This window comes from Hymenobacter aerilatus, assembly GCF_022921095.1.
Taxonomy (GTDB): Bacteria; Bacteroidota; Bacteroidia; order Cytophagales; family Hymenobacteraceae; genus Hymenobacter; species Hymenobacter aerilatus.
Genome location: NZ_CP095053.1, coordinates 1,828,331 through 1,850,446, shown reverse-complemented (window position 1 = coordinate 1,850,446; position 22,116 = coordinate 1,828,331). Strand labels below are relative to the sequence as shown.

17 protein-coding genes, 1 tRNA gene and 1 pseudogene are annotated in these 22,116 nt (G+C 54.8%); 14 read left to right on the top strand and 5 right to left on the bottom strand.

The features are described from left to right. Positions 1-53: 53 nt before the first annotated feature. Entirely contained in the window at positions 54-1,169 is a 1,116-nt protein-coding gene (locus tag MUN82_RS07845; RefSeq protein ID WP_245096423.1) for a DNA topoisomerase IB, read from the top strand. A 154-nt stretch (positions 1,170-1,323) separates the two neighbouring features. Here the strand turns inward: MUN82_RS07845 and MUN82_RS07840 are convergent, their stop codons facing one another. Beyond that, positions 1,324-2,925, bottom strand: coding sequence for a hypothetical protein (locus MUN82_RS07840; protein ID WP_245096421.1), 1,602 nt, complete (start codon positions 2,923-2,925; stop codon positions 1,324-1,326). A gap of 203 nt (positions 2,926-3,128) precedes the next feature. Between MUN82_RS07840 and MUN82_RS07835 the strand changes: the two genes are divergently transcribed. Then, the gene (locus MUN82_RS07835; protein ID WP_245096419.1) at positions 3,129-4,691 is read left to right on the top strand and encodes a hypothetical protein; all 1,563 of its coding nucleotides are present in this window, start codon (positions 3,129-3,131) and stop codon (positions 4,689-4,691) included. A gap of 167 nt (positions 4,692-4,858) precedes the next feature. Here the strand turns inward: MUN82_RS07835 and MUN82_RS07830 are convergent, their stop codons facing one another. The 3 genes from MUN82_RS07830 to MUN82_RS07820 all read right to left on the bottom strand — a co-directional run bounded on the left by MUN82_RS07830 (position 4,859) and on the right by MUN82_RS07820 (position 8,221). Next, positions 4,859-6,328: an exonuclease domain-containing protein gene (locus MUN82_RS07830; RefSeq protein WP_245096418.1), complete on the bottom strand. Its 1,470-nt coding sequence runs from the start codon at positions 6,326-6,328 to the stop codon at positions 4,859-4,861. Between the two features lie 165 nt (positions 6,329-6,493). Then, on the bottom strand, positions 6,494-6,958 hold the full coding sequence (locus MUN82_RS07825) for a ferritin-like domain-containing protein (protein WP_245096416.1): 465 nt from the start codon (positions 6,956-6,958) through the stop codon (positions 6,494-6,496). A gap of 84 nt (positions 6,959-7,042) precedes the next feature. Further along, a complete protein-coding gene (locus MUN82_RS07820; protein WP_245096414.1) occupies positions 7,043-8,221 on the bottom strand; it encodes an AI-2E family transporter in 1,179 nt (392 codons plus the stop codon). Positions 8,222-8,445: 224 nt separating this feature from the next. Between MUN82_RS07820 and MUN82_RS07815 the strand changes: the two genes are divergently transcribed. The 8 genes and pseudogenes from MUN82_RS07815 (at position 8,446) to rplT (ending at position 19,208) form a co-directional block, all read left to right on the top strand. After that, complete coding sequence (locus MUN82_RS07815) at positions 8,446-10,383, top strand: DNA topoisomerase IV subunit B (RefSeq protein WP_245096412.1); 1,938 nt, start codon at positions 8,446-8,448, stop codon at positions 10,381-10,383. A gap of 265 nt (positions 10,384-10,648) precedes the next feature. Next, on the top strand, positions 10,649-13,474 hold the full coding sequence (locus MUN82_RS07810; RefSeq protein ID WP_375374094.1) for a DNA gyrase/topoisomerase IV subunit A: 2,826 nt from the start codon (positions 10,649-10,651) through the stop codon (positions 13,472-13,474). Between the two features lie 91 nt (positions 13,475-13,565). Continuing rightward, on the top strand, positions 13,566-14,387 hold the full coding sequence (locus MUN82_RS07805; RefSeq protein WP_245096410.1) for a tetratricopeptide repeat protein: 822 nt from the start codon (positions 13,566-13,568) through the stop codon (positions 14,385-14,387). A 69-nt stretch (positions 14,388-14,456) separates the two neighbouring features. Then, positions 14,457-15,581: a tetratricopeptide repeat protein gene (locus tag MUN82_RS07800; RefSeq protein ID WP_245096408.1), complete on the top strand. Its 1,125-nt coding sequence runs from the start codon at positions 14,457-14,459 to the stop codon at positions 15,579-15,581. A gap of 123 nt (positions 15,582-15,704) precedes the next feature. Continuing rightward, on the top strand, positions 15,705-17,642 hold the full coding sequence (gene thrS / locus MUN82_RS07795; RefSeq protein ID WP_245096406.1) for a threonine--tRNA ligase: 1,938 nt from the start codon (positions 15,705-15,707) through the stop codon (positions 17,640-17,642). Positions 17,643-17,799: 157 nt separating this feature from the next. Continuing rightward, positions 17,800-18,357 (top strand): annotated as a pseudogene (gene infC, locus MUN82_RS07790) (translation initiation factor IF-3); the annotation flags it as partial. Between the two features lie 149 nt (positions 18,358-18,506). Further along, complete coding sequence (rpmI, locus tag MUN82_RS07785; RefSeq protein WP_187321143.1) at positions 18,507-18,701, top strand: 50S ribosomal protein L35; 195 nt, start codon at positions 18,507-18,509, stop codon at positions 18,699-18,701. Between the two features lie 162 nt (positions 18,702-18,863). Beyond that, complete coding sequence (rplT, locus tag MUN82_RS07780; RefSeq protein WP_185283617.1) at positions 18,864-19,208, top strand: 50S ribosomal protein L20; 345 nt, start codon at positions 18,864-18,866, stop codon at positions 19,206-19,208. Positions 19,209-19,343: 135 nt separating this feature from the next. Here the strand turns inward: rplT and MUN82_RS07775 are convergent. Then, positions 19,344-19,417, bottom strand: a tRNA-Met gene (locus MUN82_RS07775). A gap of 129 nt (positions 19,418-19,546) precedes the next feature. Here MUN82_RS07775 and MUN82_RS07770 point away from each other — a divergent pair. From MUN82_RS07770 to rpsO, 4 genes are all read left to right on the top strand, one after another. After that, on the top strand, positions 19,547-19,960 hold the full coding sequence (locus MUN82_RS07770; protein ID WP_245096404.1) for an START-like domain-containing protein: 414 nt from the start codon (positions 19,547-19,549) through the stop codon (positions 19,958-19,960). Positions 19,961-20,051: 91 nt separating this feature from the next. Beyond that, positions 20,052-20,306, top strand: coding sequence for an LptF/LptG family permease (locus MUN82_RS07765; RefSeq protein WP_245096403.1), 255 nt, complete (start codon positions 20,052-20,054; stop codon positions 20,304-20,306). Beyond that, positions 20,275-21,516 carry an LptF/LptG family permease gene (locus MUN82_RS07760; RefSeq protein ID WP_375374081.1) on the top strand — a complete coding sequence of 414 codons (1,242 nt, stop codon included), beginning with the start codon at positions 20,275-20,277 and terminating at the stop codon, positions 21,514-21,516. The genes MUN82_RS07765 and MUN82_RS07760 overlap by 32 nt, the downstream gene beginning before the upstream one ends. Positions 21,517-21,666: 150 nt before the next feature. Beyond that, a complete protein-coding gene (rpsO, locus tag MUN82_RS07755) occupies positions 21,667-21,942 on the top strand; it encodes a 30S ribosomal protein S15 (protein WP_245096400.1) in 276 nt (91 codons plus the stop codon). Positions 21,943-22,116: the final 174 nt, after the last annotated feature.

Below are 22,116 nucleotides of genomic sequence, written 5' to 3'. Positions count from 1 at the left end.
TTCTGCGTAAGAAAGCTCCGCTCACCAGCATCGGTGGGCGGAGCTTTTACTTTATGTCGACCTCTACCGCCCCCCGCCCCAAAACCAAAAAGAAGCGCCTCGATCCGCTGGAAGAAGCGCACTTGCTCTACAAAGACCCCGCCCGCCAGGCCGAACTGGCCGGCCTGCGCTACGCCACCGACGACAAACCGGGTATTGTGCGCAAGCCTACCCGCGCCGGCAACTTCACCTATTCTTCGGCCAAGGGCGAGAAAATCACCGACCAGGAAACCCTGGACCGCATCCACGGCTACGTGATACCGCCCGCCTGGACGGACGTCTGGATTTCGCCTTCGGCCAATACGCACCTGCAAGTAACCGGGCGCGATGCCAAGGGACGCAAGCAGTACCGCTACCACCCGTCCTGGGACCAGGCCCGCAGCCTCACCAAGTTCAGCCGCTTACGCGCGTTTGGCGAGCAGCTACCCGCCCTGCGCCAACGGCTGCAAAAAGACCTGAATCGCCCCAAGCTAGACAAGCAAAAGGTAATTGCGCTGGTACTCTTGCTGATGGATCAGTCCTTTATCCGGGTAGGGAATAAGGAGTACGCTAAAAAGAACAAGAGCTACGGCCTGACTACCCTGCGCGACAAGCACGTGAAAATCGAGGGCGACGACGTGCGTTTTAGCTTTGTGGGCAAGAAAGGCGTACCGCACGACGTAACCTTGCACGACCGGAAGCTGGCTCGCCTGGTCCGCAAGTGCAAGGATATTCCCGGCCAGCATTTGTTTCAGTACTACGACGCTACCGGCCACCGCGCCGAGCTGGAATCGGGCGACGTGAACGACTACTTGCACGAAGTAACGGGCATGGCGCTATCGGCGAAGGACTTCCGTACCTGGGGCGGCACCGTGAAAATGGTTACATGCCTGGAAGCCGTGCTGGCTGAAGAGCCGGACCTACCCAAAGAGAAGGTGTTGAAGCGAGCCGTGAAAGACGTAGCCGCCGGTCTAGGCAACACGCCCACCGTGTGCTCCAAGTACTACATTCATCCGCAAGTGGTCGACCTCTTTAACTCTGATAAGCTCATCGACTACCTCCGCCGCCACGACGTAGACCCCACCGAAAACGACCTGCTTTCTCCCACCGAACACATGGTACTAGACATGCTGACGGAGGTGAAAGGGTGAAGCGGAGAAATTGAGAATAAAATAAGTCTGTCCTCCTGAGCAGCGCGAAGGACCTTATCACGCCTGAACGAGTCGTTGTCACGACGGTCGTGCTTACGTGATAAGCTCCTTCGCGCTGCTCAGGAGGACAGACGTCTTTTCACTCGCTCACTCGCTAGTATCCTTCCCGATCATAAGCATGGGAGGAGACGCCGCGGCGGCGGCGGTCAGCGGTGCTGGGGCCTTTGGTGAAGTTGTTGCCGCGCTTGGTGTCGTAGTAAAACGTTTTCTTTCCCCAACCGCCTACCCGCGACGAATCAATGACGGTATCCTCGTTAGGGCCACCGCGGATGTTGAGACGAATGCCCTTGTTGACGTTGCCGCGCACCACAAACTCATCCTCGCCGCGCAGGCCGTAGAACGTAATGGTTTTGGTGTCCTGCGTACGAAACGTGCGTTGGTAATAGGGCTGAGGATCTGCCTTTTGCTTCTTTTTCTGGGGTAGGCGGTACACGCTCACGCGGGTGGTGGAGTCGGAAAGGCGCTCCAGTACGAAGCGTTCGGGCTCGTCAGTACCTACCACCTCTACGTGCTTGGCTAGTAGCTGGTAGAACTCTCGGGCGGCGTCGGGCAGCGCCTCCCGGCGCGCCCGCAACGACTTGGCAATGTAGTCGCCTTCTAGCGCATAGATGGGCAGTGGCATTTGGCGCACGGCCTCGGTAATAACCGAGTCGGTGAGGCGCTTTTGCAGATCAGCAGCTAGCTGCTGAAACTGCGCCGCTGTGATTTCGGGTAGGGCGCGGGTGTCTAGAAAGTGTGCGTTTCGTACAGTGCCGGGGATGTCTTCGTAGCGCGGCCGAAACGTACGGAACTTGCGCACGGCCCACTTCCGCGACATCAGCCAAGGAATCACCCCATCATCAAACCGAAAATACACTTGGTCGCGGTCTTTGGGTACGGGGCGGTAGATCGTGCGCCCGTTCTGCTTATACTCAGCCCACCGCCATTGGCCTTCGTGCCGGTCCCAGTCACCTATTAGAATATCCAACAAGCGCGCTCGTGCAAAGGCTATCTGGTCGATTTGGTAGGTAGGGGAGGTGAAGCGCTGGGCCAATACCTCATCTGTATCAACCAGATCAATGGCATCGCCAAAGTCCGGGGTGAGGTTTTCTTCGCCGTTGAATTTCTCCTCCAACATCACCAGCTTGCCTTGCATGTCGTCGGTTGCGGTGCCCAAATTGGTTTCCGTGCGGGGCACGTAGAAAATACGCGGGTGGGTATGCGGGATGCCCGCGGCCTGCGCCAAGGGTGGCACCGTGAGGGCCGCATAGGGATTAGCGGCCGAGGTAGCATCGCGCACGAGCGTCAGCACAAACGTGTGGCGCAGCACCTTGGGTAGGGTTTGGTATGGGTCCTTATCGAGCGTGCGCAAGGCGTACTCGCGCCCTGTGGGACTTTCTAGGGTAGCACTGATAGTTTGAAAGCCACCGCCGCGCTTTTCAAATGTCAGGCCGCCCAACTCGTTAGCAGGGTTCAGGACGGGCACCCGCACGGGCGTGGCCCACACCTGCCGGTAGTGCTTGCCAAAGAAAAGGTTATGAAAGCCGCTACGCTGGTAGTGCCGCCCGGCCGTAGCCAGCACCGAGTCGGTACCGGGGGGTAGGGCGGAGGTAGGGGGCGGCAGCACCCGCGCATCGCGCTGAAAAAAGGTGTTATGGTGGGCGCAACCTGCTATACCGGTCAGCAATGCGCCGCCCAATAAGTAGCGGTAGAACATAGAAAAGAACCAAAGAGAGGGATAGGTAGCCCCTTAAACGCAAGCAGAACAGAAAAGTCAACTCTAATTGTACAACCGCTACTGCCTGGTTGGGGTATACGGACGAGCAGAATGATGTAGGCTGCCCTTCGTCCGATTACTTAATTCTCTAGTACGTGTCCGTCTTTTGTTCTTCACAACGTTTTCAGCTTCTGATAACGGGTGTGCTGTGTACGCTTCTGGATACCTCGTGTGCCTCACCCGCGCCCAAGGAGGCGCTTGCGCCGCCTACTATTGGCCCCGACTCGGTGGTAGAGGTAGCGGCGGGTGCCCACTACGCACGTAGCCGCACCCACAAGTTTTTTTGGGGCCGCCACTACCGGAAGGAGTGGGCCACGCCTGTGCCAGTGCGCGTGTTTAATTTGAGTACGGTAGTGCCCGGTGGCCTTACGCCGGTGCAGGCCGGCGGTAGCTTCCAAACCAAAAACCTGCGCTTGGTGGACCGCAACGGTGTGGAGTATGTGCTGCGCTCCGTGGACAAAGATGCCACCAAGGCCCTACCCCCCCGCTTGCAGAATGGCCCCATTGGCCGGCTGATGAAGGACCAAACCAGCGTGATTCATCCCTACGGTGCTTTTATTGTGCCGGTGCTGGCCCAGGCAGCGGGCGTATACCATACCAATCCTATTCTGGGCTACTTGGGCGATGACCCTGCTTTGGGTAAGTTTCGGAAAGACTATGCCAATGCGCTCTACCTGCTAGAAGAGCGCCCCGACGGCGACCAGAGCACCGTGCGCAGCTTCGGACAATCGGCCAAGGTGCAAAGCTCGCGCAAGGTCTTTACTAACTTGGTAGCCAGCTCACGCTACCACGTCGATGCCCGGCAGTACCTTCGCTCGCGTCTGTTTGATATGTGGCTGGGCGACTGGAGCCGCCGCGAAGACCAGTGGCGCTGGGCCAGCTTTCCTACCCCCGACAGCACCGTGCGCTACCAAGCCATTCCCCGCGACCGGGACCACGCGTTTTTCAAGTTTGACGATGGGCTGATGACGCACATCATCGGCTGGATCAAAAGCAACTACCAGAGCTTTCACAAAAACATTCGGCTATCTGATGTGGAGGGCCTCAACCGCGCCGCCCGCCCCATGGATAAGTCTTTGCTGGTATACTTGTCGGCCGAGGATTTCCGGAAAGTAGCCGATTCCCTGCGCCAGCGCCTCACCGACGACATAATTCGCCGCTCGCTGCAAGTATGGCCACCGGAAATCTATGCGCTATCGGGCGAGGAATTTACCGAGAAGCTACGCCACCGCCGCGACCAGCTGCCCGCTGTAGCAGACAAATTCTACGAGCTACTCGCCCGCGATGTAGAAATTCCCGGCACCGACGAGCCGGAGCGGTTTGTGGTGGAGCCAGCTGGGGCCGGGCAGGTGCGCGTGCGCGTATATCGAGCTACACCTAATCAGTCGCCTACCCTCATTGGCCAGCGCGTGTTCAATGCCCGCGATACGCGCTCCATCAAACTATTCGGGCTGGGCGGCAACGACGTATTCGAAATCAATGGCCTACCCGATGCGCGCATTGCCATCCATATTTATGACGGCGCCGGGCAGGATACCATCCGTCAGCAGCAGCCCCAGGCTACTACTTCCAACCGCATCGTTATGTATAACAGCAACGATGGCAACACCGTGGAGGTAGGCAAAGCCATTAAAGTGCAAGACTACCAACCCGCCGCCAACGAGTTCGACGGCACCGGCTGGCTCCTCCGCCATCGGTTGTATTAGGTGAAGTCGAGAAATCTTGAAATGGTTAGTAAAAAATGCGTGTCATCCTGAGCGCAGCGAAGGACCTTATAACAGTAGAACGACAGGCGTATCAACGACTCGTTCTACTGTTATAAGGTCCTTCGCTGCGCTCAGGATGACACACGCTTTTTCACTTCACTACCTTACTACTTAAACACCTTCACCTTCTCTCCGCGGCGTTTGGTGCGGACGTATTGGCGGATTATCTGCTGCACGTCCTTGTTGTCGTTGTAGCGCGTGATGACCTCCTTGAAATCATCCAGTCGGCGTGCCGAGAAGGTATCGTCTACGTAGCCGAAACCCAGGTAGCGGCCATTTTCTACCACTACAATGGTTTGCTCGAAGGGTGTGCGGCCGGGCCCAATCACCACAAACGAGCCGTGCTCATAGGTGAACGACTCAATGGCCTGCTCTACCCGCTGGTTATACTCCTCAGGCGACTCCAGGCCCACGCAGGCGCCCTTGCAGCGATGCACCTGGTAGTCGAAGCATGAACCCGTTGTTTTGTACAGGTCGCATAGCTTTTGGCACAAGTTGAACTTCGCAACCTTGTGAAACAGGAAACCTTTGGCTTTAAACTGGTTGCCCAGCGCAATGAGTGGATGCGATTCGCTGTGGTCATCGGCGCGGCCGTAATAGAGGTGTTTGTAGCCGTTTTCGTCGGTGCGTAGGAAAATACCCGCCGGAAACACCGAGCGTCGCTGGGCACGATTGTACAGCGGTTTCAAACGCTTAATCTCGTGCGACTCGTAGAGCAGCGCCACCAACTCCGAGCCTGTCAATTCCCAGGTGATATCCGCAATGGAATTCTTAAACTCCAGGCTCTTGCGCGACTTGTAGTCCACCGCAAAGTGCTGCTGAATGCGCTTATAGATGTTGATGCTCTTGCCCACGTAAATCACCTCGCCCGCTTCGTTATGGAAGTAGTATACGCCCGCCTCCTGGGGTAGGGACGCCACCTTTTGGGGGGTAATCAACGGTGGCAGCAGCGCCGTTTTGATAGCCTCTTGTACGGCCTTCACCTTGCGGGCGCTGGGCTTCTTGCCGGCGGGCGCCACCGCATCTACCGCCGCCAGCGTATCGGCCGCCGACGTGCCGGGCGCTTGCAGGGCCTCATCTTGCTGGCTGATTTTGAGAAGTCTATCAAACAAAATAGCCGTGGCGTGGGCGTCGCCGGCGGCGCGGTGCCTATCCTGCAGCGGAATCCCGATATTCTGGCACAGCTTGCCCAGACTGTAGCTGGGCTGTCCCGGAATCAGGGAGCGGCTCAGGCGCACCGTGCACAGTGTCTTGCGCGAGTAGTTATAGCCCAAGTCGGCAAACTCCTTCTTCAGAAAGGAGTAGTCGAAGCGCACGTTGTGGGCCACAAACACGCAGCCCTCGGTCATCTCCACCACCTTGCGCGCCACCTCATGAAAGCGCGGCGCATCCCGCACCATCTCGTCGTTAATGCCCGTGAGCTGCGTGATAAAAAACGGAATTTGCCGGCCCGGATTCAGCAATGTGCTGTATTGGTCCACGATTTTCTCGCCATCGTGGATGAAGATGGCTATTTCCGTGATGCGGTCCTGGGTAGGCTGCCCGCCGGTGGTTTCAAGGTCGATGATGGCGTACAAAAGCGGCTACTGATAAAGTCGGTACAATGCTAACCGGATTGGTAACAAAGATACGACCCCGGAAGGTTGCACGCGCGGTAGCTACCTAGCAAGGGTAGGCGCACAAAAAAAGCGGCCCGCATAGTGCGAGCCGCTTCAAGAATGAATCTGCTTCTAGAGCAAACTCTACTTCTTCAAAGAGGTGATTTTGTTTTTGGCGGCCAAAATCTGGCCGTGCTGCTGCTGAATCAGGCTTTTGGCATCCTGGGGCAGGCCTTCTGCGCTCAGAGCCGTTTCGTAGGCTTTCAGTGCCGTGGCATCGCCGGTTTCGGCTTCGCCCAGAATGGCGTTTTCATCTTGGCCTGTAATAGCCGATTTCAGATTGATCCAGCCGCGGTGTACGGCCGCAGCGGCGTCGGCTACAGCACCCTCAATGGTGCCTTCCTGTTCCGTCTGGATGCCATATTGGCTGGCATGTTGTTTCAGTTCGCTAGCAAACTGAGCGCGCTGCTGGCTCAACTGGGTGAATTCTGATTTCAATTGTGGGTTCGATACACCCTCGGCGGCTTCCTGATAGCCTTTAGCACCCGTTTCGTTGATTTCTACGAGGTCGTTGTAAGCACGTGCAGTTTTTTCGGTGATAGCAGCCATAGCTGTAGTATTTTGGTGTTGGAAGAGATGGATAAGTGCTGCCGTTGCAGCTGTGCTCTTTATACTAACGCGGTTATGGTCGGGTTACGATTTGCCCGAAAGTTGTTGCCACATACGGCCGAAGAAACCCGGCTGGCCCTTGTGTTTATCGGGGTTGTCTTCGCCATCGGCCACATCGCCCAGCAGAAAGCCCCACGGCTCCGTCGACTTCGAAGCGTCAAAAATCACCTTGAGCACGGCCGTCAGCGGAATGCTCAGAATCATGCCCGGCGTGCCCCATAGCTCCCCACCCAAAATCAGTGCAATAATGGCGGCCATGGGGTTGATGCTCACCTTAGAACCCGTGATGGTAGGCGTGATAAAATTGCCTTCGAGGAACTGTACAAACGCAAAAACACCAATAACGCCCAGGGCTTTCAACGGTGAGCCGGTTTCTACTAGGGTAATCAAGGTAGGCAAAGCCGCCCCAATGAAGATGCCGATGAACGGAATAACAGCCAGTACCGAGGCGAAAATGGCGAAGAAGATGGCAAACTTTACCCCTAGGATCAGCAGGCCAATGGCGTTCAGCACGGCCACAATCACAATTACCGTAAGTAGGCCAGAGATGTAGGCTTGCACCACCGTCTGGATGCTATCCATGGTATTCAGCACCGATGTACGCTTGTCGGGCGTCACAAAGCGAAACAGAAACTGCCGCATATGGTCGCGGTAGTACAGCAGGCAGAAAATGTAGATAGGAATCAGCGTTACTACGCTCAGCACGCTGGTAGTGGTATCTAGGGTAGTGCCCAGCCAGCCGCCTGCACGATTTTTCAATGTTTCCAGCGACTGATCAATTACCTGGTCTTTGCTAATGGGCTGAAAGCCAAAGCGGGAGCTGAGCATTTGTTGTAGCTGATCGAAGTACTGCGCCAGCTTCTGCTGAAACAGCGGTATCTCGTTGCGGAATTGCATAAGCTGTGTACCGAAGACGTAAAACAGCCCAATCAGCAGGGTTACGACCAGCAGCAAGCACACCACGATAGCTAAGACGCGTGAAAGGCCCCAGACTTCTAGCCGCCGACAAACCGGCAGTAGCAGAACAGCTAGCAAAGCCGAGAAAGCAATGGGCAAAATGATACCATCAAGCTTGTGCAGCACAAACACCAGCAACGAGAGGCCAATGAGCACAAACGTGTAGTGTACCACCGACGACTGCTTCACTTCAGCGGATGGCGCTGTATGGCGTGGGGCATTAAAATTATTGGAATGGGGTAACATTGGCTAATAAAATTGGGAGAGTTGGAGTGGGAAAATAGCCTCAAAATGGCTACATTTGAGACTTCGGCGTGAACCATGAATGGTTCAGTTAGGTTTTGCTAATGCCATTCGCTTTTTAATGGCAAAATACAGCAGAGCCCGCCCGTGCCGGCCTTTACGCACCCTTGCGAAAAAAGGCCGATTTTCTGTGTTATTTTACCTCAAATTTGCTTTTAACTGTTTTTATGGCCGACGAACAACTTCCCCTCGCACCGCCCGCCCACGCCTACAACGAGGATAGCATTCGCTCCCTCGACTGGCGCGAGCACATCCGCCTGCGGCCGGGTATGTACATTGGCAAGCTCGGCGACGGCTCGGCCGCCGACGATGGTATTTACGTGCTGGTGAAGGAAGTCATCGACAACTGCATCGATGAGCACGTGATGGGCTACGGCCGCACCATTGAAGTGAAGATTACGGACACCCGCGTGCAGGTACGCGACTACGGTCGTGGCATTCCGCTGGGTAAAGTGGTAGATGTGGTCAGCAAGATCAACACCGGCGGTAAGTACGATAGCAAGGTGTTCCAGAAGTCGGTAGGGCTGAACGGGGTAGGGACCAAGGCTGTGAATGCGCTCAGCAATTACTTCTTGGTGCAAAGCACCCGCGACGGCGAACAGAAAAGCGCCGAATTTGCCCGCGGGGAGCTGCAGAAAAACCCCAAGCCGGTGAAAACCAGTCAGCGCAACGGCACGCTGATGGTTTTTGAGCCCGACGATACCATCTTTAAGAACTACCGCTTCATTCCGGAGTATCTGGAAAGCCAGATCCGTAACTACTGCTACCTCAATGCGGGCTTGGCCATCAACTTCAACGGCCAGAAGTATCTCTCCGAAAATGGTCTGCTGGACCTACTGCGCCATAAGACCGACGAGGAGAGCCTGCGCTACCCTATCATCCACTTGAAGGGCGAGGATATTGAGCTTGCCCTTACCCACGGCAATGACTACGGCGAGGAGCATTACTCATTTGTCAACGGCCAGTACACTACCCAGGGCGGCACGCATTTGGCCGCCTTCCGCGAGGCCCTGGTGAAAACCGTGCGTGAGCACTTCGGCAAAGACTACGATGCGGCTGACATTCGGGCGTCGGTTATTGGTGCTATATCGGTGCGGGTGCAGGAGCCGGTGTTCGAGAGCCAGACCAAGACCAAGCTGGGCAGCCTCAACATGGGTCCCGACGGCCCGACGGTGCGCGGCTTCATCCTGGACTTTGTGAAGGAGCACCTCGACAACTACCTCCACAAGAACCCCGATACCAAAGAAGCCCTCAAGAAGCGCATCGAGCAGAGCGAGCGGGAACGTAAAGACATGGCTGGCGTGAAAAAACTGGCCAACCAGCGCGCTAAGAAAGCTAACCTGCACAACCGCAAGCTCCGCGACTGCCGCCTACACTTCGGTGAAAACAAGCACGACAACGAGCAACTTACTACCCTGTTCATCACGGAGGGTGACTCGGCTTCGGGCTCCATCACCATGAGCCGCAACGTGGAAACCGAGGCGGTGTTCAGCTTGCGCGGGAAGCCGCTGAACTGCTTTGGGTTGAAGAAAAAGGTGGTGTATGAAAACGAGGAATTTAACTTGCTGCAACATGCCCTCAATATCGAGGAAGGCATTGAAAACCTGCGCTATAACCGCGTAGTAATCGCCACCGATGCCGACGTGGACGGCATGCACATTCGGTTGTTGCTGCTCACGTTCTTCCTGCAATTCTTTCCTGACTTGGTGCGCAACGGCCACGTATACATTCTGGAAACGCCGCTGTTCCGCGTGCGCAACAAGAAACAGACGATTTACTGTTACAACGAGCAGGAAAAGCAGCAGGCCATCCGGCAGCTGGGGCGCAACCCCGAAATCACGCGCTTCAAAGGGCTAGGTGAAATCTCGCCTGATGAGTTCGGGAAATTCATTGGCGACAATATTCGCCTGGAACCCGTCATCTTGCAGGCTGAGCGCTCGGTGCAGCAAATCCTGACCTACTATATGGGTAAGAATACGCCCGCCCGTCAGGAGTTCATCATTGATAACCTGCGCCTGGAAAAGGATCTGATTACCAGCGACGTGCTACCCGTAGAAGAAGCGCCAGCCGAGCAGCTGGAAGCGGCCGATATCGCGGTAGCGTAAAGAAGTTTATTTCAGCAAGCCTCCTACCGTCGTCTACGGCTTATCTTCAAGGGTAAGCAGCAGGAGCAGGGTAGGAGAGAGGTACAAGAACAAATAACCGTGGCTCCGGCCACACGCAACTGTGTCAGAAGAAAACAACCCCCACGACCTGAATCCGACCGACCTGCAGCCTGAATCCTTCGGCGCGGGCGATACGCTCGACTTTGGCGCCGCTACCCCGGCGGCCCATTTGTACGCCACGGGCGAAACCGAAGACTTGGCTGGTATCCATGACGAAGCTGCCTCTGAAACCGATCCGGAAGCCCCCGCCGATTCGGAGGAGGTAGAAGAAACAGAGGAGCAGGAAGAAGCAGCGGAACTGGAGGAGGAAGAAGTGGAAGCCAAATTCGCCCCTGGCGAAACCATCCACGACATCTCGTCCGTGCGCGGCATGTACCAGAACTGGTTTTTGGACTACGCCAGCTACGTGATTCTGGAACGGGCCGTACCAGCTTTAGACGACGGCCTGAAGCCCGTACAACGCCGTATCCTGCACGCGATGAAGGAGATGGATGATGGTCGCCTGAACAAGGTAGCCAACATCATCGGCCAGACTATGCAGTATCACCCCCACGGCGACGCGTCCATCGGCGATGCCATCGTGAACCTGGGGCAGAAGGACCTGCTGATTGACCACCAGGGCAACTGGGGCAACATCCGCACCGGCGACTCAGCTGCCGCACCGCGCTACATTGAGGCCCGCCTGAGCAAGTTTGCCTTGGATGTGGTTTTCAACCCCGATACTACCGAGTGGCAGTTGAGCTACGACGGCCGCAAGCGCGAGCCGGTGACCCTGCCCGTGAAGTTTCCATTGCTGCTGGCCCAGGGGGTAGAGGGCATTGCCGTGGGGCTGAGCACGAAGATCATGCCCCACAACTTCCGCGAGTTGTGCAAGGCCAGCATCGACGTGCTGCGAGGCAAAACGGCAGAGCTGTACCCTGACTTCCCGACCGGCGGCTTGTGCGACGTGAGCAACTACCAGAACGGACTGCGTGGCGGCAAAATTCGCTTGCGCGCTACCATCGAGAAGGTAGACAAAACCACGCTCGTAATTCGTGATATTCCCTACGGCACCACTACCACGGCGCTGATGGAAAGTATCGTGAAGGCCACAGAGGCCAATAAGATCAAGATCAAGAAAATCGTGGATAGCACCACGGCGGAGGTCGAAATACAGGTACAGTTGCCGCCCGGCGTGTCGCCCGACCTCACCATTGATGCGCTTTACGCTTTCACGGATTGCGAAATCAGCATCTCGCCCAACACCTGCGTCATCATCGACGAGAAGCCGCGCTTTATGACGGTGGAGGAGGTGTTGCGCCTGAGCACCAGCAAGACGCTGCGCTTGCTGGAGCGAGAACTGGAAATACGCCAGGAAGAATTGCGCGAGAAGTGGCATTCGGCGTCACTGGAGAAAATTTTCATCGAAAACCGCATCTATCGCAAGATAGAAGAAGCCGAAACCTGGGAGCAAATCCTGGAAATCATTGATGCGGGCCTGAAGAAATTTGTGCGGGTAGACGGCGAAAAGGCTCGTGCGAACGACACGCGTATTGTGTTGCGCCGCGCCATCACGGAAGACGACCTTACCCGTCTCACCGAAATTCGCATCAAGCGTATTTCTAAGTACGATGGGTTCAAGGCTGAAGAATACATTCAGCGTTTGGAGGAGGAAATGGCCGAAGTGGCTGACCACCTGGTGCACCTCACGCGCTACGCCATCAACTACTTCGAGGGCCTGCTGAAGAAGTATGGAGCGGGTAGGGAGCGGAAAACCCAGCTGCGCACCTTCGACGTGGTGACGGCCCAAAAGGTAGCCATTGCCAATCAAAAGCTCTACGTAAACCGCCAAGACGGTTTTGTGGGCTATGGCCTGAAGAAGGATGATAAAGCCGAGTTCGTAGTAGACTGCTCCGACCTCGACGACATCATTGCCATCCGCCGCGACGGTTCGTTTATGGTGACCAAAGTGGCCGAGAAGACCTTTGTAGGCAAGGATATTCTGCACGTAGGCATCTATAATAAGAACGATGACCGGTTGGTGTACAATATGATGTACCTCGACGGCGCCTCGGGCATCACCTACGCCAAGCGTTTCCTAGTCACAGGCATCACCCGCGACAAAACCTACGACCTTACGAAGGGCTCGAAGGGCTCTAAAGTGCTCTACCTCACGGCCAATCCCAACTCCGAATCGGAAGTAGTGGGCGTGCAACTGTCCGACAAAGCCCCAGCCCGCGTGAAGCAGTTTGACTTTGATTTTGCTGAGTTGGCCATCAAGGGCAAAGGCTCGATGGGCAACATCGTGACCAAGCAGCCGATTAAGAAGATTACGCAGAAGAGCTTGGGCGACTCTACCCTGGGTGGACGTGAAATGTTCTTTGATGCCGTAGTTGGGCGCCTTAATACTGCCGGTCACGGCCGCTACCTGGGCACCTTTGATACCGACAACACCATTCTGGTACTCTATAAGGACGGTAGTTACGAACTGAAGTCACCCGACCCAGCCCACCATTTCGATGTGCCCAACATGGTGCTGCTGCGTAAACTGGAACCCGAAACGGTGCTCAGCGCTGTGTACATGGAAGGCGAAACGAAGACACACTATGTTAAGCGTTTCCGCATTGAAACCAGTACCTTGGACAAGCGCTTTGTCTTTATCTCGGAAAGCAAAGGTTCTAAATTGCTGGCGGCCACGGCCAACCCCGAGCCGGCAGTAGAAATAAAAATGCAGCGCGAGAAGAAGGCCGACCGCGAAACCGAGCAGCTCCTGCTGCACGAGTTTATCGACGTGAAAGGTTGGAAAGCCCAGGGCAACAAGCTGGTGTATTACAAAATCCACGCCCTCACCCTACTCACCGACGAGGGCCCCGAGCCGGAACGCCGCGAAGCCCGTAAAAAGCGCGGTCCGGCTACCATTCCGCGTCCGGCGACGGTACCGGACACTGAAAAACTACCCGAGTTGCAGGGACCAGTAGACGTAACGGCCGAGGAAGTAGAGCGTGCGCAGGCACTGCTGCGTCGGCCTAAGTCTCAGCTAAAGCTTTTTTAAAGTGTATGTGGGGTAGGATTAGTGGTAATCCTACCCCACATACATCAGGTCTCTATACTAAGGCACCAAAGTGCTGTCCTAGCGCGTGCGTATGAAGCGTTATCTTCTGGTATTGGGGTTGCTCGGATGCCTTGCAGGGCGTAGCATAGCAGCGTCGATGGCTACGGCCACCGACTCCATGGCAGTGCAGAAACTCCTGAAACAAGCGCGTATGCTGCAGGCAGCTTACCAAGAGTCGGAGGCGTTGGGCAAATACGAGGAGGCACTGCGCCAGGATTCTCGCTGCTACGAAGCGCTGTGGCAAGCTGCCTTGCTCAGCGTCCGTATTGGTGCCCGCTACACCGATGAAACCCGCCGGGGCGCTTACTTCATCTCAGCCCGGCAGTACGCCGACCGGGCGTTGGTCGTGCAGCCTACGGGTGGAGAAGCCAACTATGTAGTAGCCCTGTCCTTGGTGAACCGGGCAACGCTGCTCACGGCCCGTAGTCGGCTACATGCCTATAAACTAATGAAACCCTACGCATTTATGGCCGTGGCGCGCTGCCCCGAGTGGGCCGATGCCTGGCAGCTATTAGGGCGCTGGCATTATCGTGTGGACCATTACAATGTGCTAGAACGCGTTTTCTCAAAGCTCTTTTTAGGTGGAATGCCCAGTGAAGCCGGCTCCCGCAAAGCCATTGATGCTTTGCGGCGCGCGCATCAGCTCGATTCCACTCGCATCCAGTTCTGCTACGATTTGGCCCGGGTGTATCGCAACCAAAGGCAGCGGCGCAACGCCCGCTTGATTTTGGAAAAAGCGGTACAACTCACGCCCACTACCAGCGACGAGCTGGAAGTAAGTCGCCGTTGTCGGGCCATGCTACTGCAAGACCGCCGCCGGCAGAAGCGCCGTCCGGCCAGCTTTCAGCACTAACCCCAAAAGCAAGGCGTATCTTTGTCGAAAAAGGATTTAGAAACAGTGATGCTACGTTGTGGGCCGTTTATGGGAAGTAAACAGGGGGGCTGGCTGACCGCATTGGTGGCCATGCTGCTGATTGGCGGTTGCAGCGGCCCTACCGAGCGTCCCGACCGGATGGTTCCCCTGGCTACCGTGCAAAGTGGCCCCCATATTCAGGCTCAGGAATTAGACGGAGCTATAGCCCGTCAGCCCGGCAATGCTTCGCTGTACGCTCGGCGTGCTGCCTTTCGGCTTGATGCTGGTCAAATAGAGCCAGCGTTGCAGGATATCAACCAGGCGTTGAACCTGGATGACGGCCCCGGAGAGTTCTACTTCACCAAGGCCCGTGCCCTGCGTGCCAAGTACCATCTGACAGCAGCCCTGACCGCGGCCGACGAGGCTGCGCGTCACGGTTTTGCCTCTCCCGAGTTGAACTTGCTGGTAGGTGAAGCCAACCTAGCTACCCGCCATTATCAGGCGGCCCTCGACCAGCTAGATCGGGTATTGCAGCAGGAGCCCGATCATGTAGCCGCTTTATTTTACAAGGGGCTAGCATTTGCAGCTACCGGCGACACTACGCAGGCCATTGATTATCTGCGCGCCAGCTTAACCCGCGACCCACGCCAGGCTGAAACCATGCACCAGCTGGCCTTCTTGCTCAATGCCTACCATCAACCAGAGCAAGGCGCCCGGTATGCAGCTCGTGGGCTGAAGCTAGACCCTACCTACGCCCCACTGCTGTATGATTATGCGCGCCAGTTTGAGCTGCAAGCTGCACCCGACAGCGCGTTGCATTACTACGCCCGTGCCTTGCAACAGGACTCTACCCTCTACCGCGCCGACTATCATCTGGGGCAGCTGGCCTACGAACAGCGCCGCTATGCAGTAGCTATACCGGCGTTGCAACGGGCGCTGCGGCGGGCATCCCGTCTACCCGGAGCGCGGCAGCAATTGGCCGAAAGCCTAGAAAGTACTGGTCGCTACGCTGAAGCGCAGGCGCAGTATCGGCAGCTAGTAGCCGAAAATCCCGGTAACCGTCATTGGACCTATAAAGTCTGGAAAACTGGAGAGCGCGCCCGCGGATTCTCCGGCGACACCACCCGCAGTCGAGTCTCAGCGGTTACGCCCCTAGCTCCGCGCCCAGCTACTACGAATTCAGATGAGGAATAGGGAAGGGATGGGAATACCCAGTTAAATCCACCTCAAGCTGCTAACTTGCGCTTTCTACACTGTGGGTGGCGGTTTGCAACCCATTCCGTGTATTCAACACCTAACCCTGACAACAAATTACCGATGATTGACATCACGCTCCCCGATGGTTCCGTCCGCCAGTTTGAGGCCGGCGCCACGGGCTACGATGTAGCCGCCAGCATCAGCGAAGGGCTGGCCCGCAATGCATTGGCCGTGCGCGTTGATGGCGAAGTGCGTGACCTGCACCGCCCAATCGACCAGAGCAGCAACCTGGAAATCTTGACCTGGAATGATGCCGGCGGCAAAATGGCGTTCTGGCACTCCTCGGCTCACCTGCTGGCCGAGGCATTGGAAGCACTATATCCCGGCGTGAAGCTGGGCATTGGGCCAGCCATCGAAAACGGCTTCTACTACGATATTGACCTGGGCGAAGGGCGTACCATTTCAACCGACGACTTTCCGGCTATTGAGAAGAAAATGCTGGAGCTGGCCAAGCAGAAAAGCCGCTTCGAGTGCCGCCCTGTGCCCAAAGCCGAAGCGGTAGCCTATTTCACTGAGAAGGACGATCCGTACAAGCTGGACCTTATTGACCGGTTGGAAGATGGTAGCATTACATTCTACCAGCAAGGCAATTTCGTGGACCTTTGCCGTGGCCCTCACCTGCCCGATACGTCGCCTATCAAAGCTGTGAAGCTGCTGAACGTAGCTGGTGCTTACTGGCGCGGCGACGAAAAAAATAAGCAGCTCACCCGCATTTACGGCATCACCTTTCCCAAAGCCAAAGAGCTAACTGAGTACCTGGAAAAGCTGGAAGAGGCCAAGCGCCGCGACCACCGCAAGTTGGGCAAAGAGTTAGAGCTGTTTGCCTTTTCAGAGAAGGTAGGGGCTGGCCTACCCCTGTGGCTGCCTAAGGGCACGGCCTTACGCGAGCGGCTGGAGCAGTTCCTGCGCAAAGCCCAAATCAAGTCGGGCTACCTACCCGTGGTGACGCCGCACATTGGCTCTAAGGAATTGTATGTTACGTCGGGACACTACGAGAAATACGGCGCTGATTCCTTCCAACCGATCAAAACGCCTAATCCGGGTGAGGAATTCTTCCTCAAACCCATGAACTGCCCGCATCACTGCGAGATTTACAAGACCAAGCCGCGTTCTTACCGTGACTTGCCTTTGCGTCTGGCCGAGTTTGGCACGGTGTATCGCTACGAGCAGTCGGGCGAGCTACACGGCCTCACACGCGTGCGTGGCTTTACGCAAGATGACGCCCACATCTTCTGTCGTCCCGATCAAGTGAAGGATGAGTTCAAGAAGGTGATTGATTTAGTCCTCTACGTATTCCGTGCGTTAGGCTTCGAGGATTATACCGCTCAGATCTCCCTGCGCGACCCTGAGAACAAAACCAAGTACATCGGCTCCGACGAGAACTGGGCACTAGCGGAAAGCGCTATTCAGGAGGCAGCCACCGAGAAAGGGCTACCCACCGTAACAGAATACGGAGAAGCGGCTTTCTATGGCCCCAAGCTCGACTTTATGGTGCGCGACGCGCTGGGCCGCAAATGGCAATTGGGAACTATTCAGGTCGACTACAACTTGCCCGAGCGCTTCGATCTGGAGTACGTGGCCCCTGACAACTCCCGCCAGCGCCCCGTGATGTTGCACCGGGCACCGTTTGGTTCGTTGGAGCGCTTCGTGGCCGTGCTCATCGAGCACTGCGCTGGTAATTTCCCGCTGTGGCTGGCCCCCGAGCAGTTTGCTGTTCTACCTATTTCGGAGAAATACCAGGAGTACGCCCAACAGGTATACGACCGGCTGCAGGGAGAAGAGCTGCGCGGTTCCATTGATAACCGGGACGAGAAAATCGGACGTAAAATCCGCGATGCGGAAATTTCCAAGGTGCCCTATATGCTGATTGTAGGCGAAAAAGAACAGGAAAACGGTCAGGTTTCCGTGCGTCGACACGGCGAAGGCGATGTAGGGTCGCTGCCAGTCGAAGAGTTTATCGCGAAATTTCAAGCTGAAGTAGCTGCACTTATAAAATAAGGGAGAAGATGAAGTCTAAATCCCGGTATTTTATATAGTAAAATTTTCAGATTTCAAAAAAAAGACGGATATTTGCCCCCTGAATAGGCCCTAGCGACTTTTCGCCGGGGCCTTTCACTATCCAATAGACCACCACTTTTAGAAGGAGGACCTACCCATAGCTACCCCAAATCGCCGTTACATCCCCCGCGCTCAGGTGGAGGAGCCGTTCAAGATTAACAATAAAATCACGGCCCGTGAGGTGCGTCTGGTCGGCGACAACGTCGAACAGGGCATCTATCCCGTTGAGCAAGCTCGCCGTATGGCACAGGAGCAGAATCTTGACTTAGTGGAGATTTCGCCCACTGCCGTACCGCCCGTTTGCCGGGTTATCGACTACTCGAAGTTTAAATACGAGCAGAAGAAGCGCACCCGCGAAATGAAAGCCAAGCAGACGAAAGTCGTGCAAAAGGAAATTCGTTTCGGACCCAACACGGATGATCATGACTTCGCTTTCAAGCTGAAGCACGCGCAGGAGTTCCTGAAAGAGGGCGCTAAGATCAAAGCCTACGTGCACTTCGTTGGTCGTTCTATCGTGTTCAAGGAGCGTGGCGAAATCCTGCTACTCAAATTTGCGCAAGCACTCGAAGATCTGGCCAAGGTAGAACAGCTGCCTAAGCTCGAAGGCAAGCGAATGTTTCTATACTTGGCACCCAAAGTAGCTCCCAAACCGAAGCCCGTTGTGAAAGAGGCTTCAGCCGGTGCCAAACCAGCCAAGGAAAGTGCTCCGAAACCTATCAAAGAAACTACCTCCGATAAGGAGTAGTATCTTTGATAGGCTAAGGCACGCATACCCTGCATTTCCCTTTTTTCAATACATACACAATGCCGAAAGTAAAGACGAAATCCGGTGCTAAGAAGCGTTTTACGCTCACCGGAACGGGCAAGGTGAAGCGGAAGCACGCCTTCAAATCGCACATCCTCACCAAAAAGACCACTAAGCAGAAGCGCGGCCTCACCCACGTAACGCTAGTTAGCTCGGCCGATATGCCGCGCGTGAAGGATATGCTGAATATCTAATTAATAATGAATAGTTAAGAGTTGATAACGGCAGCTTGAGACCCGTAAAAGTCAATTCTTAATTACTAATTGTTAATTATTAAATAATCCAAAACCAGGCGTCCGGTAGGAACGCAAGCTGCGGCAAATAGTCCGCCGCCGGCCGCCAAAAAAAAGTAGGTTATGCCCAGAAGTGTCAACCACGTGGCTTCGCGCCTTCGTCGGAAAAAAGTAATGCGTTTGGCCAAAGGTTACTATGGCCGTCGTAAAAATGTATGGACTGTTGCGAAAAACGCCGTTGAGAAAGGTCTTCTCTACGCGTACCGCGACCGGAAAACCAAAAAGCGTGAGTTCCGTGCCCTGTGGATTCAGCGTATCAATGCAGGTGCTCGTGAGCACGGCTTGTCTTACTCGCAACTCATGGGTGGCCTAAAGAAAGCCGGCATTGAGTTGAACCGTAAAGTACTGGCTGACCTAGCACTGAATCACCCTGCTGCCTTCAAAGGCATAGTGGATAAAGTAAAGTAGTCGTCCGTTGACGATTATAACGCAAAGAGCGCTTGACTACAGTAGTCAAGCGCTCTTTGCGTTATAATGGCATTTGCTTCAGTGAAATATGCCAATAAAAAAGGCCTTCCTAATTCAGGAAGGCCTTTTTTATTGTAGCGGGGACGAGAGTTGAACTCGTGACCTCAGGGTTATGAATCCTGTGCTCTAACCAACTGAGCTACCCCGCCCTGTTTGGTGGTGCAAATGTAGAAATGAATTTTGAATTAGCACAACATATAGGGTAAAAAATTATGTGTATATTGGCTTTTCTGCCGACAATAGTAGTCCGCAGAGGCCGATTTGTTTTCATTACGCATATGCCGCTTTCCGCTACCCGTTCCAAACACCGGTTTACGGTGGAGTACCCCATCAATGCCTCGCCGAAGATTTTGTACCCTTACTTGGCCTCGGCTTCTGGCTTAACACGTTGGTTTTGCCAAGACGTGAAAATTGACCCCGACCATCGGCTCAACTTTATCTGGGACAACCAAAGCCACTATGCCGAAATCAGCTCGCACCGGACAAATAAGTCGGTGCGGTTTGTGTTTCTAAGCGACCAGAAGCGTGCTGTGCCAGACGCCAGTTACCTGGATTTTTGCATTGAATCGTCGGAGCTAACACAAGAAGTTTTTTTGCGCATAGTAGACTACTCCGAGGAAACCGATGAGATAGAATTGCAGGAAATGTGGGATAACCTCATCCAAACGTTGCGGGAACAAGTAGGGGGGTAGGTGCCGTTGGCACAATAGCGCGCCGTATCTTCGCGTTCTTTTTCGCCTCCTTTACTCTGGTGCCGACTTGCCATAGCGACACCGGTAGCGTATGAAAAAACTAGATAAACTCATCCTGAAAGCCTTTGCCGGGCCGTTTTTCCTCACCTTCGCGGTAGTCGAGTTTATTTTTCTGACGCAGTATATGCTGAAGTATCTCGATGATATCATCGGGAAAGATTTAGGCGCGGGCGTTATTGCTCAATTGCTGTTTTTTTTTCAGCGTGCTGATGGTACCGATTTCGCTACCCTTGGCTGTACTGCTTTCTTCTTTGATGACGTTCGGCACGCTGGGAGAGCACCATGAGCTAACCGCCATTAAGACCTCGGGCATATCCCTCACGCGTATTCTACGGCCCATTTTTATTCTGAGCTTACTGTTGAGTGTTGGGGCTTTTTGGTACAACGAAACCATTATTCCTAAGGCCAACTTGAAAGCATACAGCTTACTTTGGGATGTACGTCAGCAAAAGCTGGCACTTGATATTCGGGAGAACATCTTTTACAATGGCATTCCCGGCTACACCATCAAGGTAAACGAAAAGCAGGGTGAGAATGGAGATATCTTGAAGGGAGTTATGATTTATGATCACAGCGGCCGGGCGGGTAATTCTGCCATGATTCTGGCGGACTCGGGTCGAATGACTACACGCTACGATGGACAGTATTTGAGTCTGGAACTGTTTCGAGGGACTATGTACGTGGAGAAACCTGATCAACATAATCGGGCCGGTGCTAGCTTCACTCGGCAGAGCTTCGCACGCAATCAGCTATTGTTCTCATTGGCTTCCTTTGGTCTCGATCGTACAAACGAAGAGCTATTTGCGGAAAACAAGATGATGAAGAACATCCCGCAACTGATTGCCCACAGTGACTCCCTACACCAGCGCCTGAATGTGGAGCGGCGCCTATTGGTTACGCAGCTAAATCCTTACTATTCTTATGCCCGCTTCGATACCACAGGCCAAGCTACTAACCGCCGGTTAGCGGATTGGAAGGTGTCGGACGAGCGTCTGCCTGCCGTAAGCGTGGGAATGATGCAGCAGGCTAGCAATCGTGCGAGAAACGTGCGCGCTTTCATCAGCAGCAACGCCGACCGGTTGAATACTCTGGCCCGTGACACGAGTATGTTCCGGATTGAGATTTATCGCAAGTACACGCAGTCAGCTGCTATCTTGCTAATGTTTTTAATTGGTGCACCATTGGGAGCCATCATTAAAAAAGGCGGTCTGGGCGTACCACTGCTTATTGCTATTTTGTTCTTTATCATTTACTACGTCATCTCTATCATGGGTGAGAAATATGCCCGTGAGATGATTCTGACGGTGCCACTAGGTATGTGGCTAGCTGATTTGGCGTTGCTCCCGGTAGGCTTGTTTTTTCTCTATCAGGCCCGCAACGATTCTGGATTACTGGAAGGTGATTTCTGGCGACGCATTGTGCGGTGGGTACCAATAGAGCAATTGCGCAATCTGCTACGCAACCGCGCCTTTCTTGCCCGCCGTGCGCAGGCGTAGCCAAACGCAATAGTGCGGAATTGCCTTATTTTGGCGGTTTGTTTTTTCTGCATCCAAAATAAAGCTGTACCTTTGCGGCCACTCCGAGTAGCGGAGGAATTCAAATTCTTTTTCACTCTTTAAATCAAAGACGGGGAAACCTATCGGCCGATGAAACTTACCACTGAAGCTAAACAGGCTATTTTCGAAAAGAACAGCCTGCAGAAAACTGCCACCGATACCGGTTCGGCTGAATCGCAAATTGCACTCTTCACCCACCGCATCACGCACCTGACTGAGCACCTAAAGGTGAACAAGAAGGATTACTCGACCCGCCTGGGTCTGCTGAAGCTGGTAGGTAAGCGTCGCCGCCTGCTGGACTACCTGCAGCACCGCGAGATCAACCGCTACCGCGCTATCATCAAGGAGCTGGGTATCCGTAAGTAAGCCCCGCTGCCGAGAGTAGGGAGCCCCATTACAGGGGTTCCCTACTCTTTTTTTTGCCTGGCGGGAGATAGTAGCCGGGCACACCTCGAAGCGGGACAAAATCTCACGCTTCGGTGTTCTATACCCAACTACAGGCTTCTATCTCACTTCTCCCATCTCATCTCCAACCACACA

Bases quoted from the DNA above. Each gene is read 5' to 3' on its own strand.
- MUN82_RS07765 (WP_245096403.1), top strand. From the start codon at position 20,052: ATGAAAAAACTAGATAAACTCATCCTGAAAGCCTTTGCCGGGCCGTTT.
- MUN82_RS07770 (WP_245096404.1), top strand. From the start codon at position 19,547: ATGCCGCTTTCCGCTACCCGTTCCAAACACCGGTTTACGGTGGAGTAC.
- MUN82_RS07800 (WP_245096408.1), top strand. From the start codon at position 14,457: ATGGGAAGTAAACAGGGGGGCTGGCTGACCGCATTGGTGGCCATGCTG.
- MUN82_RS07820 (WP_245096414.1), bottom strand. From the start codon at position 8,221: ATGTTACCCCATTCCAATAATTTTAATGCCCCACGCCATACAGCGCCA.
- MUN82_RS07840 (WP_245096421.1), bottom strand. From the start codon at position 2,925: ATGTTCTACCGCTACTTATTGGGCGGCGCATTGCTGACCGGTATAGCA.
- MUN82_RS07815 (WP_245096412.1), top strand. From the start codon at position 8,446: ATGGCCGACGAACAACTTCCCCTCGCACCGCCCGCCCACGCCTACAAC.
- rpmI (WP_187321143.1), top strand. From the start codon at position 18,507: ATGCCGAAAGTAAAGACGAAATCCGGTGCTAAGAAGCGTTTTACGCTC.
- MUN82_RS07825 (WP_245096416.1), bottom strand. From the start codon at position 6,958: ATGGCTGCTATCACCGAAAAAACTGCACGTGCTTACAACGACCTCGTA.
- rpsO (WP_245096400.1), top strand. From the start codon at position 21,667: ATGAAACTTACCACTGAAGCTAAACAGGCTATTTTCGAAAAGAACAGC.
- rplT (WP_185283617.1), top strand. From the start codon at position 18,864: ATGCCCAGAAGTGTCAACCACGTGGCTTCGCGCCTTCGTCGGAAAAAA.
- thrS (WP_245096406.1), top strand. From the start codon at position 15,705: ATGATTGACATCACGCTCCCCGATGGTTCCGTCCGCCAGTTTGAGGCC.
- MUN82_RS07845 (WP_245096423.1), top strand. From the start codon at position 54: ATGTCGACCTCTACCGCCCCCCGCCCCAAAACCAAAAAGAAGCGCCTC.
- MUN82_RS07805 (WP_245096410.1), top strand. From the start codon at position 13,566: ATGAAGCGTTATCTTCTGGTATTGGGGTTGCTCGGATGCCTTGCAGGG.
- MUN82_RS07760 (WP_375374081.1), top strand. From the start codon at position 20,275: ATGACGTTCGGCACGCTGGGAGAGCACCATGAGCTAACCGCCATTAAG.